At 72.3% G+C, this 15,598-nt stretch carries 13 protein-coding genes; 9 read left to right on the forward strand and 4 right to left on the reverse strand.

The annotated features are described in order from the left end of the window. The coding region (locus ABZ738_RS18955) for an endo-1,4-beta-xylanase (protein WP_357214789.1) at positions 1–1,318 on the reverse strand (1,318 nt) is incomplete at its 3' end. 453 nt (positions 1,319–1,771) lie between these two features. On the opposite strand from ABZ738_RS18955, the gene ABZ738_RS18960 reads away from it, so the two are divergent. Beyond that, positions 1,772–3,346, forward strand: coding sequence for a mucoidy inhibitor MuiA family protein (locus tag ABZ738_RS18960; RefSeq protein WP_357214792.1), 1,575 nt, complete (start codon positions 1,772–1,774; stop codon positions 3,344–3,346). A gap of 57 nt (positions 3,347–3,403) precedes the next feature. Here the strand turns inward: ABZ738_RS18960 and crcB are convergent, their stop codons facing one another. The 3 genes from crcB to ABZ738_RS18975 all read right to left on the reverse strand — a co-directional run bounded on the left by crcB (position 3,404) and on the right by ABZ738_RS18975 (position 5,339). Continuing rightward, positions 3,404–3,778 (reverse strand): fluoride efflux transporter CrcB, encoded by a 375-nt coding sequence (gene crcB / locus ABZ738_RS18965; RefSeq protein ID WP_357214796.1) that lies wholly within the window; start codon positions 3,776–3,778, stop codon positions 3,404–3,406. Continuing rightward, positions 3,775–4,290 carry a CrcB family protein gene (locus ABZ738_RS18970; RefSeq protein ID WP_357214799.1) on the reverse strand — a complete coding sequence of 172 codons (516 nt, stop codon included), beginning with the start codon at positions 4,288–4,290 and terminating at the stop codon, positions 3,775–3,777. The genes crcB and ABZ738_RS18970 overlap by 4 nt, the downstream gene beginning before the upstream one ends. Positions 4,291–4,517: 227 nt before the next feature. Then, entirely contained in the window at positions 4,518–5,339 is an 822-nt protein-coding gene (locus ABZ738_RS18975; protein ID WP_357214802.1) for a MaoC/PaaZ C-terminal domain-containing protein, read from the reverse strand. A 274-nt stretch (positions 5,340–5,613) separates the two neighbouring features. On the opposite strand from ABZ738_RS18975, the gene ABZ738_RS18980 reads away from it, so the two are divergent. From ABZ738_RS18980 to ABZ738_RS19015, 8 genes are all read left to right on the forward strand, one after another. Then, on the forward strand, positions 5,614–6,570 hold the full coding sequence (locus tag ABZ738_RS18980; RefSeq protein WP_131054823.1) for an ABC transporter substrate-binding protein: 957 nt from the start codon (positions 5,614–5,616) through the stop codon (positions 6,568–6,570). A 17-nt stretch (positions 6,571–6,587) separates the two neighbouring features. After that, positions 6,588–7,412: an ABC transporter ATP-binding protein gene (locus tag ABZ738_RS18985; RefSeq protein WP_236145888.1), complete on the forward strand. Its 825-nt coding sequence runs from the start codon at positions 6,588–6,590 to the stop codon at positions 7,410–7,412. Beyond that, complete coding sequence (locus ABZ738_RS18990) at positions 7,409–8,239, forward strand: ABC transporter permease (RefSeq protein ID WP_131054825.1); 831 nt, start codon at positions 7,409–7,411, stop codon at positions 8,237–8,239. Before ABZ738_RS18985 ends, ABZ738_RS18990 begins: the two co-directional genes overlap by 4 nt. A gap of 73 nt (positions 8,240–8,312) precedes the next feature. After that, a complete protein-coding gene (locus tag ABZ738_RS18995; protein ID WP_131054826.1) occupies positions 8,313–10,322 on the forward strand; it encodes a hydantoinase/oxoprolinase family protein in 2,010 nt (669 codons plus the stop codon). Between the two features lie 4 nt (positions 10,323–10,326). Next, entirely contained in the window at positions 10,327–11,877 is a 1,551-nt protein-coding gene (locus ABZ738_RS19000) for a class I adenylate-forming enzyme family protein (RefSeq protein WP_357214807.1), read from the forward strand. Continuing rightward, positions 11,877–13,235: an adenylosuccinate lyase gene (gene purB, locus ABZ738_RS19005; RefSeq protein WP_357214810.1), complete on the forward strand. Its 1,359-nt coding sequence runs from the start codon at positions 11,877–11,879 to the stop codon at positions 13,233–13,235. Before ABZ738_RS19000 ends, purB begins: the two co-directional genes overlap by 1 nt. Next, on the forward strand, positions 13,232–13,981 hold the full coding sequence (locus tag ABZ738_RS19010; RefSeq protein ID WP_357214813.1) for an enoyl-CoA hydratase/isomerase family protein: 750 nt from the start codon (positions 13,232–13,234) through the stop codon (positions 13,979–13,981). Before purB ends, ABZ738_RS19010 begins: the two co-directional genes overlap by 4 nt. Continuing rightward, the gene (locus ABZ738_RS19015; protein ID WP_357214816.1) at positions 13,978–15,597 is read left to right on the forward strand and encodes a thiamine pyrophosphate-binding protein; all 1,620 of its coding nucleotides are present in this window, start codon (positions 13,978–13,980) and stop codon (positions 15,595–15,597) included. The genes ABZ738_RS19010 and ABZ738_RS19015 overlap by 4 nt, the downstream gene beginning before the upstream one ends. Position 15,598: the final 1 nt, after the last annotated feature.

Raw genomic sequence — 15,598 nt, forward strand, 5'->3', positions numbered from 1 at the left:
TCTGGCTGTGGCAGGCGTAGATCTGGACGGCGGCGCTGTTGCCGGTGCCGGCGGCGTCGAGGCACATGTCGCCGTAGACGCGGAGTTGCTTGGTGGAGCTGTCGTACGTCCATGCCTGGTTCGTCTGCTTGTTGCAGTCGTAGAGCTGGACCCGGGTGCCGTTGTCTCGCGAGGAGTTGGGCACGTCGACGCACCGGCCGGACTGCGAACCCACGATCTCGCTGGCGGAGCCGGACGGAGGGTTGGTGGGCCCCGGCGTGGTGGGCGTGGGGGTGGTTCCGGGACCGGCGCTGTTCAGCGCGTCCAGGGTGGCCGTGTACGCGGCCTTCTTGTTGCCGCTGCCGTCGAAGAGCAGCGGGGTGCCGCCGGAGCGCCACGAGTCGGTGTCCCGGATGCCCCACACCGTGATGCCGGTGCAGCGGGCGACCGCGAGACAGTCGTTGACCACACTGCGGTAGGTGTTGGCCTGCGTGGTGCCGGAGCCCTCGATGTCCAGCTCGGTGATCTGCACCTCGACGCCGAGCGCCGCGAAGCTGGACAGCGTGGTGCGGTAGTTGCTGTTGTACGCCGACTGGGCGTTGAAGTGCGACTGGAACCCGACGCAGTCGATCGGTACGCCCCGGTTCTTGAAGTCCTGGACCATCCGGTAGACGGCCTGGGTCTTGGCCCAGTTCCAGTTGTCGGTGTTGTAGTCGTTGTAGCAGAGCTTCGCGCCCGGGTCCGCCGTCCGGGCGGCGCGGAAGGCCGCCTCGATCCAGTCGTTTCCGGTGCGCTGCAGGTTGGAGTCGCGGCGGGCGCCGCTGTCGCCGTCGGCGAACGCCTCGTTCACCACGTCCCAGGAGTGGATCTTGCCCCGGTAGTAGGTCGCGACGCGCGTGACGTGGTTGAGCATGGCGTTACGCAACTGGGTGCCGGACATGTTCTGCATCCAGCCGGGCTGCTGCGAGTGCCAGGCCAGCGTGTGGCCACGCACCTTCCAGCCCCGATTGAGAGCGTGGTTGACGATCCGGTCCGCGTTGGTGAACGTGAAGTTGCCCTGCTGCGGCTCGGTCGCGTCGATCTTCATCTCGTTCTCGGGCGTGACGCTGTTGAACTCGCGGTTCAGGATCGTCGTGTACGCGCCGTCGCTGAGCTTGTTCGCCGCCACCGCCGCACCGAAGTACCGGCCGGACTGGTTCGCCGCCGCCGCGAGGGTGGTCTCGGCGGCGTGAGCGAGTGTGGGCAGCAGCGATGCGACGAAGACGGCGACCAGCGCGGCGGCTCCGGGAACGTAGAGCGCTCTGAGTCGACGCCTGGAGGGACGGGTCCGGGAGATCATGCTGATCCTCCACTGATGGGATGGGACGTATCTGTCACTGATCGGGTGCGCTCAGGTGGCGACCCGCAATGCGGTGTCCGCCGACCGGACCAGGGCTCACGCCCGGCATCCGCGCGGAGGTGAGTCGTCTCTGGCCGGCTGGCCGGCAGGTGAAGGGTGGCGGTGGTCGAGCCCGTCGCCCGCCGGGACGTGGTCGCGGGTGGTGGACTCGGATGTGGACGTGTCACCCGGTTGCTCGGGCCTGGTGACGGTGTGGGACACCTCCAGGGGCAGGAAGATCAATGTTAGCGATCTCATCGATCGATGCCTATCAGGCTGGCAGAATGTTCCAGGGTTTTCAACCGGTAGTTTCGGAAACATGGCGGAAGTGTTTCGGTGGCCGCTCGTCGTCGCCCCGACGCGGGCCACCAGTGCCGGAAGGAACGGTCGTAGCTGTCGACTACCCTCGCCGCCGTGGACACTGCGGAGATCGATGCCCCCGTCGTCGACGTCACCGTCTATCCCGACCGGGCCCGGGTCACCCGACGCGGCTGTCTCCGGTTGGCGGCCGGTCAGCACCGCGTACGCGTCGCGCCGCTGCCGCTCGGCCTGCGGCGGGACTCGGTCCGGGTCGGCGGTCGGGGTGCCGCCACCGTGCTCGGCGTGGACGTGAGCACGTGGCGGCAGGCCCGCAGCACCGACGCGCAGGTCGTCGCCCTGGAGCAGCGTCGTCGCGAGGTGACCGACGAGCTGGCCGAGCTCGACGACGCGGACGCCGTCGAGGAGCAGCGCGGGGAGTTCCTCACCCGGTTGGCCGAGCGGGCCGGTGGCACGTACGCCCGCGCGCTGGCCGTCGGCGACGCCGCGCCCGGCGACGTCGCCGCCTTCACCGATTCGGTGGTCGCTCAGCTCGCCGACTCGCGTGCCCGTCGGCGTGGGCTGACCCGTCGACGGACCGAGCTGAGGGAGGAACTGGCCGCGGTCGGGCGGGATCTCGACGCCGCGCAGGGGAAGCGGCAGCCGGATCGGCTGGCCGCCGAGGTGATCGTGGCGGTCGAGGCCGACGACACCGACGTCGAGCTGGAGTTGACCTACCTGGTGGAGGGTGCCCGGTGGCAACCCTCCTACGACCTGCGGCTGGTCGACGAGACCATGACCGTCACCTGGTTCGGGATGGTCAGCCAGAGCACCGGAGAGGACTGGCCGGAGTGCGACCTCCGCCTCTCCACCGCCCGACCGGCGGCGACGACGGGCGTACCCGAGTTGTCGCCCTGGTATCTCGACCGGTTCCGGCCGCCGCCGCGCGTGGCGCCGCCGGTCATGGCGGCCGGGATGCCGGCGTTCGGCGCGGCACCGGCCGCCAGCCTGGCGCGGGCCGCGCCACCGGTCCCGCAGGAGCTGCGGGAGAGCGTCGCCGAGGTCGAGCAGGGGGTCAGCGCGGCCACCTACCGGCCGGCCCGGCCGGTGGCGGTGCCCGCCGACGGCAGCGTCCACCGGGCCGTCATCGCCGTGCTGGAGCTACCGGCCCGGCTGGACCACGTCACCGCACCGGTCCGGGCCGCCGAGGCCCACCTGCGGGCCACGGTCCGTAACACCTCGGAGCACGCGCTGCTCGCGGGCCCGGCCTCGGTGTTCCACGATGCCGACTTCGTCGCCTCCACCCGGCTGCCGATGTGGGCGCCGGGTGAGGAGACCGAGGTGGCGCTCGGGGTGGACGACCGGATGCGGGTGGAGCGGAAGCTGCACCGACGCGCCGAGACCAAGGCCACGCTCGGGTCGACCCGGCGGCGCGAGGTGGAGTACCGCATCACCGTCGACAACCACACGTCCCGTCCGGCGACCGTCGAGGTGCGTGACCAGCTCCCGGTCTCGCGTGACGAGGCGGTGGTGGTACGCGAGACGACCGTGGTGCCGCCGCCGGTCGAGCGGACGGAGTTGGGTGAGGTGACCTGGCGGCTGTCGCTCGCGCCGGGCGAGAGCGGCGAGATCGCGTTGGGCTTCCGGGTGGACCTGGCCAAGGGGGTCGAGCTGACCGGCTGGCGGGAGTAGCAGCCGACCGGACCCGATCGTGGCGACATCCTCCGAGCGGTGCACGGGCCGTCGCACTCAGCTGAGGAGCGCGATGGCGAGGTGGCTGCTGAGGGAGAGAGCAGCCAGCCCGGCCAGGACGCTACCGAGGGCGTTGGCGACCGCCAGCAGCGTCGCGCCGTTCTCCGTCAGGCGGATCGTCTCGACGGAGAACGTCGAGTAGGTGCTCAGCGTCGCGCACAGGCCGGTCCCGATCAGGTGCTGCAGGGCAGCCGGCACGGTGGTCGCGGTGCTGAACCCGGCGAGGAGACCGAGGGCGACGCAGGCGAGCAGGTTGACGGTGAAGGTGCCCCACGGGAAGGCGGTGCCCAGCCGGGCCTGGACGGTGCGGTCGATCAGGTAGCGCAGGGGCGCGCCGACGAGGGCGCCGAGGATGACCATGAGCCAGTTCATCCGGCGGCTCCGTCCCGGGTGGGGCGGGTGGCGAGGAACAGTCGGGTGAGCGTCGCCGCGCCCCACCCGGCGGCCAGCGCCGCCACGAGGGTGCCGCCGAGGTAGAACAGTGCCGTGCCCGCCCGACCGCCACCGATCAGGTGCTGGCCGTCGAGGGCGTAGGTGGAGAACGTGGTGTAGCCGCCGAGGACGCCCGTGCCGAGGAAGGGCCGGACCAGTGGGTGCGCGGTGCTCCGTTCGGTGATCAGGACCAGGAGCGCACCCATCAGGGCGCAGCCGGTGATGTTGATCCAGAACGTCGTCCACGGGAACGCCGCGGGCGCGGTCGGGAACAGCACGACGGCACCGTAGCGGGCACAGGCGCCGAGGACGCCGCCGGCCGCGATCGCGGCGAGGATCTCGATCTGTCGCGGCACCCGACCGGGTGGCCCCGGTGGGACGACGATGTCGGGATCGACCGGTTCGCGCAGCGGGCTGCGGGCGGCTGGGTCGCGGTGTTCGTCACGCGGCACGTGCACGGGCTCCTACCTGGGCGGTCTCCACACCCGGTGCGGGCGTGCGCGAGGATCATCAGGTAGGGACCGTCGGTGACCGGGTGCGGCACGGTTCGGGTACGGCGGGCCCCACCGCCGTGCCGCCACCTCGAAAGGTGGCTGCCCGTCCAGGCTACCGCTCGGCACCGCCGGGAGGGGCTCCCCGTCCGTGGCGCGGACTCAGGCGTGCGGACGTCGCCTCGTGGTCATCCGTGCAGGTCCAGCGTGCCCTGGTCGAGGACCGGACGACCTCGGCCGTCGACGGCCTGGAAGAGTGCGCCACCCGGGCGGCGCCACACCAGCACGGTGAGGGTGTCGCCGGGGAAGAGTGGTGCGGTGAACCGGGCGCTGAGCCGTCGTACCCGGTCGTGGGCGTCGTCGGCGATCGTGCGCAGCAGGGTCCGGGTGGCGAAGCCGAACGTGCACAGGCCGTGCAGGACGGGGCCGGGTAGGCCGGCGGCGACGGCTACCGCCGGATCGGAGTGCAGTGGGTTGCGGTCGCCGTTGAGGCGGTAGAGCAGCGCCTGGTCAGGGCGGGTGTGGTGGGCAGTGGTGTGGTCGGGGTGCTCCGCCGGTCGCTGCCAGTGGGTGCGTGGTGCGCGTGGGCCGTCGAAGCCGCCCGCCCCGATGACGAACATGCTGCGCTCGACGGTGGCCAGGTGGACGCCGTCGGTGCCGTGGATCTCGGATCGGTGGTGGAGCAGAGCGCCGCTGGTCTGGTCGTTCACGCCGGTGACGGCGGCGGTGATGCGGGCCCGGCCGGCGGGTGGCAACGGTCGGTGCAGGGTCAGGGTCTCCCCGGCGTGCCGGACGACGGCCGGTTCGCCGAGGTACGGCGGGTCGGCGGCGAGCAGGGTGGCGAAGCTCGGGAGTACGGCGTGCGGGTGCCCGGCGGTGTTCTCCGTGGTGTAACGGAGTTCGTCGGCTCCGGCGCCGACACCGAGGGCGTAGAGGAGCGTGTCGGTCACGGTCCAGGCCCGCTCGATCGTCGTCGGCGTGTCCCCGCTGCGGGAGATGAGCCGATCCACGGCCGAGCTATCGACACTTTGCGTGACGGTCGCCTTGTCCGGCTCGCCCGCCCGAGATTTCGGACTCGTCGCACCAAGTGGGTTGTTCAGGTACTTCATGGTCGCTATCTCCTCCGTGTGCTGATGAGCGCGACGGGGCGTTCGGCGGTCTCTGGCTACTGTCTGTGGTGAGAGGCTTTCACTTGCGCCTCTTGACGTTGTCGAGCGCCTCACAGTAGCGTCCCATATTAAGAAACCAAGACCACAATATGAGCCGCTGAAGTCTGGGGTAGCCATGAGAATGCGCGTAACGGCTGCGGCCGCCGCCCTGCTGATGACCGTCGCCATGGCGGCGTGTTCCGAGAACCAGTCCTCCGGCGAGTCCGACGGCGACAGCGGCCCCAACCCCGCCGTCAACTTCGGCGTCGGCGTCGACCCGGCGTACTCGCCGATCTACCTCGCCGACCAGGAGAACCTCTTCAACCAGGCCGGGCTCGACGTGACCGTCACCCAGTACCAGGAGGGGACCGGCGGGCTCGACGCGATCCTGGCCAAGCAGGGCCAGGTCACCGCCAGCACCGAATCCAGCCTGCTCAACCGCGCGACCCGGGGCGACATCAAGGGACTCGCGGTCTTCTCGCAGTCGCCCAGCTTCATCAAGCTCGTCGCCCGCTCCGGCATCACCGACGTCGCCGGCATCAAGAAGTACGGCGTCGTGCCGGGCACCGTGAACGAGTACGCCACCAACAAGGTCCTCGACAGCCGCAACATCGCCCGTGACACCGTCGAGTTCGTCAACGCCTCACCCGCCGAGATGCCGGCGCTGCTGCAACGCGGCGACGTCGACGGCTACATCATGTGGGAGCCGTGGCCCTCGCGGGGCGTCGCCAACGGCGGCACCGTGCTGCTGACGAGCGGCGAGATCGGATACGTCTACAACCTCGTGATCGGCGTCGACGGCGCCTGGTACGAGGGCAACAAGGAGACGGCCAAGAAGGTCGTCGACACCATCGCCCAGGCCTGCGAGCAGCTCACCGCCGACCCGGCCAAGGCCGGCACCGTCACCGAGACCGCGATCAAGGTGCCCGCCGCCGAGGCCCAGTCCCTCCTCGAAGGCGTGCAGTGCCAGGTCCGTGACTTCACCGACGAGGACATCCAGCGCTACAACGAGATCGCCCAGTTCCAGCAGGACAGCAACATCGTCAGCCAGAAGGCCGACCCGGCGACCGTCATGATCAGGGGGGTGGCGTGAACCGTACGGGCTCCCCGGTGTCCGTGAGCGACGTCGACATCCGGTTCGGCGACTTCGTTGCGGTCCGCCAGGCGAACCTGGACATCGCCGCAGGGGAGTTCGTCTGCCTGCTCGGCCCCAGCGGCTGCGGCAAGTCGACACTGCTCAACGCGATCGCCGGCTTCGTCACACCCGTCGGTGGGGAGGTGACCTGCGCGGGCGCGCGGGTCACCGGCCCCGACGTCTCCCGGGGCGTGGTGTTCCAGAGCGCCGAAGCGCTCTTCCCGTGGCTGACGGTCCGACAGAACGTCGAGTTCGGCCCGCGCATGCGCGGGGTCGGCAAGGCCCAGCGGGCCGCCGACGTCGACCGCTACCTGGCGATGGTCGGGCTCAGCCACAGCGCCGACCGGTTCCCCGGCCAACTCTCCGGCGGCATGCGCCAACGCGCACAACTGGCCCGGGTGCTGGCCAACGAACCGTCGGTCGTGCTGATGGACGAACCCTTCGGCGCCCTGGACGCCCAGACCCGCCTGGTCATGCAGGTCGAACTCGACCGGATCTGGCGTGAGACCGGCGCCACCATCGTGTTCGTCACGCACGACATCGGCGAGGCGATCCTGCTCGGCGACCGGATCGTCACCATGACCGCCGGACCCTCGGCGGCCATCAAGACCGTCTACCCGTGCGACCTGCCCCGGCCCCGCGACCTGACCGACCCGGCCAGCGCCGCACTCTTCCGCGAACTCCGCGAGGACATCGGCGCCGAGGTGGCCCGCACCCTGCAGGCCCAGGGCCTCGACGACGGACACGACGGTCGACAGCGCCCGACAACCGACGGCGCCGACAGGAAGGCACGACGATGAGCGTGGACCTCCGCGCGGTGCCGGAGAAGACCAGCCGGGACACGGCCGGCCCGGCCCGCCGCCGCACCAGCCGACCCAGGCTGACCCGGATCGGCCTGTCGGCCCTGTCGGTGCTGCTCGGCGTCGTCATCTGGGACCTGGTCAGCCGCAACTACACCGCCTTCTTCCTGCCCTCGCCGCTGCTCACCTGGCGCGGTGCGGTCGAACTCATCCAGGACGGCACGCTGGCCAGCTCGATCAGCGCCTCGTCGACCCGGATCCTCACCGGCTGGGCGCTCGGTGTCGTCATCGGCGTACCGGTCGGGCTCCTGATGGGCTGCGTACCGTGGCTGCGGCTGATGTTGGACCCGTACATCCAGTTCTTCCGGTTCGTCCCGCCGATCGCCTTCGTCACCCTGGCGATCATCTGGCTCGGGCCGGGAGAGGCGTCGAAGATCGCGCTGATCTTCTACACCACCGTCTTCATCGTCGCGCTCAACACGCTGGCCGGCGTCCTGTCCGTCGACGAACTACGCCTGCGCGCCGCCCGCGCGCTCGGCGCCAACGCGGCACGCACCCTGGCCTCGGTGGTGCTGCCGTCGACCGTGCCGCACGTCGTGACCGGCGCCCGGCTGGCCATGGGCAACTCCTTCCTGACGATCGTCTCCGCCGAGATCGTCGCGGCACAGAGCGGCCTCGGATCGCTCATCTGGACCGCCCGCAACTACGCCAAGACCGAATGGGTCTTCGTCGGCATCATCACCCTGGGCCTGCTCGGCTACCTCTTCGACTGGATCCTGCGGACCGTCACCAGCAAGACCCTGCGCCGCTACGGCGTCACCTTCTGACCCGCCCGCCTCCGACGGCGCGCCGCTGCCGGCCGCCGGCCCCCGCGCGCCCACCACTATCGAAAGGCTCGCCATGCTGTGCATCGGCGTCGACATCGGTGGCACCTTCACCGACGTCATCGTGTACGAGCCGGCCACCGCCCGGCTCGCCGAGGCCAAGACCCTGTCCACGCCCGACGACCCGGCCGCGGCCATCTTCGAGGGCCTGGCCAAGCTCGGCGTACGCCTCGACGAGGTCGACCGCTTCGTCCACGGCACCACCCGGGTCACCAACGCACTGCTGGAAGGCTCCGGCGAGCCGGTCAGCGTGGTCGCCACCGAGGGCTTCCGCGACGTCCTGGAGATGGGGCTCGGGCACCGACCGCAGCTCTACAGCGTCAAGGAGGCGGGACGCCCCCCGCTGACCCCCCGTCGACTGCGGCACGTCCTGCCCGAGCGCATCGGCGCCGACGGCAGCGTCGTGCGGCCGCTGGACACCGCCGCCCTCGACAGCGTGCTGGACCGGGTGGCCGCCGCCGGGCCGAAGGCCGTGGCCGTCTGCCTGCTGCACTCCTACCGCAACCCGGCGCACGAGCGGGCCGCCGCCGCCCGTCTCGCCGAACGCTATCCCGACCTGGTCTGCACCATCTCCTCCGACGTGGTGCCGGAACAGGGCGAGTACGAGCGCTTCGCCACCACCGTGCTCAACGCCAGCGTCCGCTCCACCGTCTCCGACTACCTGCGCGGACTCGGCGACACCCTCGCCGAGGGCGGCTACGCCCACCCACTGTCGATCATGACCAGCAGCGGCGGGGTGGTGTCCACCGAGGAGGCCGGCCGGCTGCCGATCAACCTGGCCCTGTCCGGCCCGGCCGGCGGCGTCGCCGCCAGCGTCCACGTCGCCGGCCTGGCCGGCTACCCGAACGTGATCACCTGCGACATCGGCGGCACCAGCACCGACGTCTGCCTGATCAAGAACGGCACCCCGTTGATGACCAACGACGGGACGATCGCCGGCTACCCGAACCGCACCTTCCAGGTCGAGATCAACACCATCGGTGCCGGTGGCGGCTCGATCGCCTGGCGCGACCTCGGCGGCGAACTCCGCATCGGCCCCCGCAGCGCCGGCTCCACCCCCGGCCCCGCCGCCTACGGCCGGGGCGGCACCGAGCCGACGACCACCGACGCCCACCTGCTCGTCGGCCACCTCGACGCCGAGGAGAGCCTCGGCGGCGAGGTACGCCTCGACGTCGCCGCCGCCCGCACGGCCATGCACCGCCTGGCCACCGAGTTCGGCCTCGACGACCTGGAACTGGCACACGGCATCCTCACCATCGCCACCGCCAAGATGACCAGCGCGATCAAGGAGATCTCGGTCGCCTGCGGCCACGACCCCCGGGACTTCGTGCTGATGCCCTTCGGCGGCGCCGGCCCCATGCACGCCACCGTGCTCGCCGACGACCTGGGCATCCGCCGGGTCCTCGTGCCACCGGTGCCGGGCAACTTCTCCGCCCTCGGCTTCGTCACCGCCCAGGCCCGGCACGACTACGTCCGCACCGTGCTGGTGGCGGCCGACGAGAGCGGACTGCACGCCGTACGCGCCGTGGTGGCCGAACTGCGCGACACCGCACGGGCCCAGCTCAAGGCCGAGGACGGCGTCGAACCCGACCAGGTCACCTTCGGTCTGTCGGTGGGGATGCGGTTCCGGGGCCAGTCCTTCGACCTCGCCGTCCCCGTCGAGGACGTCCCGGCCACCGTCGAGGACCTGGTCGCGGCCTTCCACGCCGCCTACGCCGACCGGTACGCCTACGCCCGCTCCGGCCACCCGGTCGAGATCGTCAACTGCCGACTCACCGCCTACGGCCCTCGCCCCGACGTACGGTTCGCGCCCCCGTCCGGCACCACCCCCCAGCCCGAGCCGACCCGCGTCTACGGCGCACACGGCTGGGTCGACGCCACCGTCCACCGCCGCACCGACCTGGCCCCCGGCCGCACGGTGTCCGGTCCGGCCGTCATCCGGGAGAACGGCAGCACGACCGTGGTCGGCGCCGGGTGGACCGCGACCGTCGACGACCACGGAAACCTGCTGCTCGTCAAGGAGTGATCCGGTGATCCACGCCCTCGACGCCACCGTCCTGGAGCACGCCGCCCAGCATCCGGACCGCCCCCTGTACGCCTTCGACCTGGACCGAACGGTGTCGGCGGGGGAGTTCGCCGACCTCGCCGGCCGACGGGCGGCCACCCTGGCCGCGCTCGACGTCGGCCGGGGCGACCGGATCGCCGTGTGGGCCGAGAACAGCCTCGACTGGCTGGTCCTGCTGGCCGCCGCGGCGTGGCGGGGCGCCGCCCTGGTGACCCTGCATCCGGGGCTGAGCACCCCGGAGCTGACCACGGCACTGGCCCGCAGCCGTCCCCGCCGACTCTTCGTCGCCCGTCGCCTCCGCGACCGCGACGGCGCCGCCACCGCCGCGCAGGCGCTCGCCGTACTGCCCGGGTCCGCCCGCCCGTACGGCTGGCACGTCCTCGGCGACAACCTGGCCGGGATCGGCGACGGCACAGTGCCCGCTCCCGCCGGACACCCGGACGCCACCCTGAACATCCAGTTCACCTCCGGCTCGACCGGCCCGCCGAAGATGGTCGCGCTCAGCGCCCGCAACCTGATCGCCAACGCGCGGTGGACCGCCGACGCCGCCGGACTCGGCGCCACCGACCGGATCGCCTCACCGCTGCCCCTGGCCCACGCGGCCGGGCTCAGCAGCGGCGCCGTGCTAGCCCTGGTCACCGGGGCGCTGTGGGTGTCGGTGAGCCGCTTCCGCACCGAACCGGTGCTCACCCAGATCGCCCGGCACCGGTGCACCGTGCTCCAGGCCGTCCCGACGATGGCCACGATGCTCGCCGACACCGTGGAGGCCGCACCGGACCGCTTCGACCTGTCGTCGCTGCGGGTCGGCTTCCTCGGCGGCGCGCCCTGCGCACCGGCGCTGCTCGCCCGCACCCGCCGGGTACTCGGCCTGGACCGTATCGCCGTGATCTACGGGCAGACCGAGGCCGGCCCGACGATCAGCGTCGACCCCGGCGACGCGAGCTGCGGCAGCCCCGGCGACACCGTCGGACGGATCGTCGCGGACCTGGACGCCGTCGTCGTCACTCCCGGCACCCGCACCGAACTGCCCCCCGGCCACGCCGGTGAGCTGCTGGTCCGTGGCGAGTCGGTGACCGCCGGGTACGTCGACGACCCGACCGCCACCCAGGCCGCGATCACCTCGGACGGCTGGCTGCGTACCGGTGACCTGGGCGCGCTCGACACCGACCGGATCCTCACCCTCACCGGCCGGGTCAAGGAACTGATCATCCGAGGCGGCGAGAACATCAGCCCGGCCGAGGTGGAGGCGGCCCTGCTCGACGACGCGGCCGTGGCGCAGGTGTGCGTACTCGGCCTGCCGTCAGTGCGCTGGGGCGAAGAGGTCGCCGCCCTCGTCGTCGCCGCCCCGGGCACCACGCCCGACCCCGACCGGCTCGCCGGGGCGGCCGCCGCCCGACTGGCCCGACACAAGGTGCCGACGCTGATCCGTACCGTGCCGGACCTGCCGTTACTGCCGTCCGGCAAGGTCGACCGGCGCGCCGCGCTCGGCCTGCTCACCGGTGAGGAGCAACGCTGATGCAGCTCGGCTCGTGTTTCCTGGACTCGTTGACCGTCACCAGCTTCTTCGGCAACGCCGAGATGCGTGGCGTCTTCAACGACCGCCAGCTCATGCAGTCCTGGCTCGACGTCGAAGCGGCCCTGGCCCGTGCCCAGGCCGGCCTCGGCGTCATCCCGTCGGCCGCTGCCCAGGCGATCACCGACGCGGCCCGGCTCGACCGGCTGGACACCGCGGTGCTCGCCGCCGACGCCGCCGACACCGTGCACCCGCTCGTGCCGCTGGTCCGGGCGCTGACCGCCGCCTGCCAGGGCGACGCCGGACGCTACGTCCACCTCGGCGCCACCACCCAGGACGTGATGGACACCGGGTTCGTGTTGCGCGCCCGGGCCGGCCTGGACATCGTCTCCCGCCAGGTCGACGAACTGGTCCGCATCCTGCGCCGGCTTGCCCTGCGACACCGCACCACCCTGATGGCCGCCCGCACCCACGGCCAGCAGGCGCTGCCGACCACGTTCGGCCTGCGCTGCGCGGTGTGGCAGAGCGAACTGCAACGGCACCGCACCCGCCTGGTCCAGATGCGCGAACGCCTGCTGGTGACCAGCATGGGTGGCGCCGCCGGCACGATGGCCGGCTACGGCCCGCAGGCGTTCGCTCTGGAACGGGCCGTGGCCGACGAACTCGGCCTCGGCGTCGCCGACACCCCGTGGCACGCCACCTCGGACCGCTTCGCCGAGTGCCTGATGGTCCTCGGACTGGTCGCCTCCAGCGCCGAGAAACTGGCCCGCGAGATCTATTTCCTCGGCCGCACCGAGGTCGGCGAGGCCCACGAACCGCAGCGCGCCAACCAGGTCGGCAGCAGCACCATGCCGCACAAACGCAACCCGATCCGCTGCGAGGCGGTGATCGCCGCGGCCGGCACGCTGCGCGCCCAGGTGCCGCTGGCGATGCAGACCATGGTGGCGCAGGACGACCGCGACATGGGCGTCGGCATGACGCTGTGGAAACTGCTGCCGGAGTGCTTCATCCTCATCGGCGGTGCCCTGGACCGGCTGGTCGAGGTCTTCGGTGACCTCGGCGTCGATCCGGACCGGATGCGCGCCAACCTCGATCTCACCGGTGGGCTGGTGCTCTCCGAGGCGATCATGCTCCGCCTCGCCGAACCGCTCGGCCGGGAGCAGGCCCACCACCTGGTGATGCGGATCGTCCGGGACAGCCTGGAGCAGAACCGACCGTTCGTCGAGGTGCTGCGCGCCGACCCGCAGGTGGCCGCCGCCCTGCCCGGCCCGGAACTGGCCGGGCTGCTCGACCCGCTGTCGTACGTCGGCCACGCCGCCGCGCTCGTCGACCGCGCCCTCCTGACCTCGGAGTCACCATGACCACTGATCAGTCCGTCCTGCTGCACCGCTCCGGCCGGTTGGCCCGGGTGACCCTGCACCGACCGCGGCGGCGCAACAGCTTCGACCTCGACATGCTCGGCCGCTTCGAGGACGTGCTGCACGAACTCGGACGCGACCGCACGGTGGAGGTGGTGGTGCTCACCGGCGAGGGCACGGCGTTCTGCGCCGGGACCGACCTGCGTGAGCTGGCCGACCTCGATCCCGAGACCACCATGCACGTCCAGCGGCGCACCGCCGACCTGGTCGAACGCTGGTACCGGCTGGACCAGACCACGGTCGCCGCCTTCAACGGGCCGGCCATCGGCTCGGGCGCCGTCATCGGGCTCGCCAGCGACCTGCGGGTGGCTGCGGACAGCGCGTTCTTCACCTTCCCCGAGGTGACCTACGGCATCCCGCTGACCTGGAGCGGCATGGCGATCCTCGCCGACCTCGTCGGCGCCGACCTGGCCAAGCGGTGGCTGCTGCTCGGCGAGCGGGTGGAACCTGCGGAACTGCTCGACCTGCGCCTGGTCACCCGGGTGGTCGCCGCCGCCGACCTGCCCGCCGCCGTGGACGCGATCACCGACCGGCTGCTGTCCACCTCCGTGGTCGGCCGCACGATGACCAAACGTGCCGCCCGGCTGGCCGGTCCCCGCTTCGACGCGGCGGCCAACGACTCCTTCCTCGGCGCGCTGAGCGTGGCGTTGCGCCCGCCCGGCGGCTACCTCGACGGGGACGCGCGGTGAGGGTGTTCGAGGCGATCGCCGACGCCGTCGTGGCGCACGGCGTCGACACCGTCTTCGGTCTGCTCGGCGACGCCAACATGTATCTGGTCGCCGACCTGGTCGAGCGGCACGGCGTCCGGTTCGTCGCGGCCCGCAACGAGAACGCCGCGGTGATGATGGCCGACGGGTACGCCCGCACCACCGGCCGCTTCGGCGTCGCCACCGTCACCCAGGGGCCGGGACTGGCGGTCGCCGGGGCGGCGCTGACCATCGCGCGGCAGGCTCGAACCCCGCTGGTCCTGATCGCCGGCGACACTCCGCCCGGCGACCCGCTGCACGTGCAGCACTTCGACCAGCAGCCGTACGCGCTGGCCACGGCGGGCACGTTCGTCCCGGTGCACACCGCCGGCACCGCGATGCGCGACGTCGGGCTGGCGTTCCGGGCCGCCCGCGAGCTGACCGGCCCGGTGGTGCTGAACGTGCCGATCGACCTGGCCGACGCGCAGGTCCCGCAGCACCCGCCGGTCCCGGCGCCGATGGTGCCCCGCGCGCCACGACCACTCGCACCGGACCCCGCCGACGTCGACGCGCTCGCTCACCGGCTCCGCACGGCGCACCGCCCGGTGCTGCTCGCCGGCCGGGGCGCCGAACCGGCGGCGGCCGCGATCCGGGACCTCGCCGACCGCAGCGGAGCCCTGCTCGCCACCACGCTGATGGCCGCCGGTCTGTTCCGTGGGCACCCGTACGACCTCGGGGTGGCCGGCGGGCTGTCCCGGCCGCTGACCCGGCGGACCCTGGCCGGGGCGGACCTCGTGGTCACGTTCGGGGCCGGGCTCAACCGGTGGACCGCCGACCACGGTGCGCTCTTCCCGGACGCGGTGCTGGTCGCGGTGGACGTCGACCCGGCCGCGATCGGCGCCCGCTGGCCGGTGTCGGCCGGGGTGCTGGGCGACGCGGGGGAGACGGCGGAGGCGGTATCGGCGGTGCTGACACCGGTGCACCGACCGCGTTGGCGCAGCACGGACCTGGCCGCCGACCTGGCGGCCGCCGATCCGTTCGCGGGCCTGGACATCGAGTCCCGGCCGGGCCGGATCGATCCCCGGGCGTTCATCCGGATCTGCGCCGAACGCCTGCCGCGTGAGCGGACCACGGTGGTGGGCGTCGGTCACTTCGGCGGTTGGCCCAACCTGCTGCTGGACTCGGCCGCGACCGACCGGTCCTTCCTCGCGCCGTGGGAGTTCGGCAGCATCGGCGTCGGACTGCCGTTCGCGGTGGGCGCCGCCGTGGGCCGTCCCGAGCGGCCGGTGGTCGCCTTCGAGGGCGACGGCAGCCTGCTCACCGGTCTCGGTGAGCTGGACACCCTGGCCCGGGTCGGCGCACCGGTGCTGCTGGTGCTCCTCGACGACGCCGCGTACGGCGCGGAGGTCCGCAAACTCGCCCCGCGCGGGGTCGACCCGCAGCTGGCCCGCTTCCCCGAGCGGGACCTCGCCGCCGTGGCCCGCGCGCTCGGGGTGCCGGCGTGGACGGTCACCGACGAGGCGGGTGCCCGGGCGGCCTTCGACGAGGTGCTGCCGTTGGCCGGACCGGCCCTGCTCCACGTGCGGGTCCGCCCCGACGTCGTGCAGGAGAAGTTTTGAC

Source organism: Micromonospora sp. NPDC047793, assembly GCF_040642635.1.
Lineage (GTDB): Bacteria > Actinomycetota > Actinomycetes > Mycobacteriales > Micromonosporaceae > Micromonospora.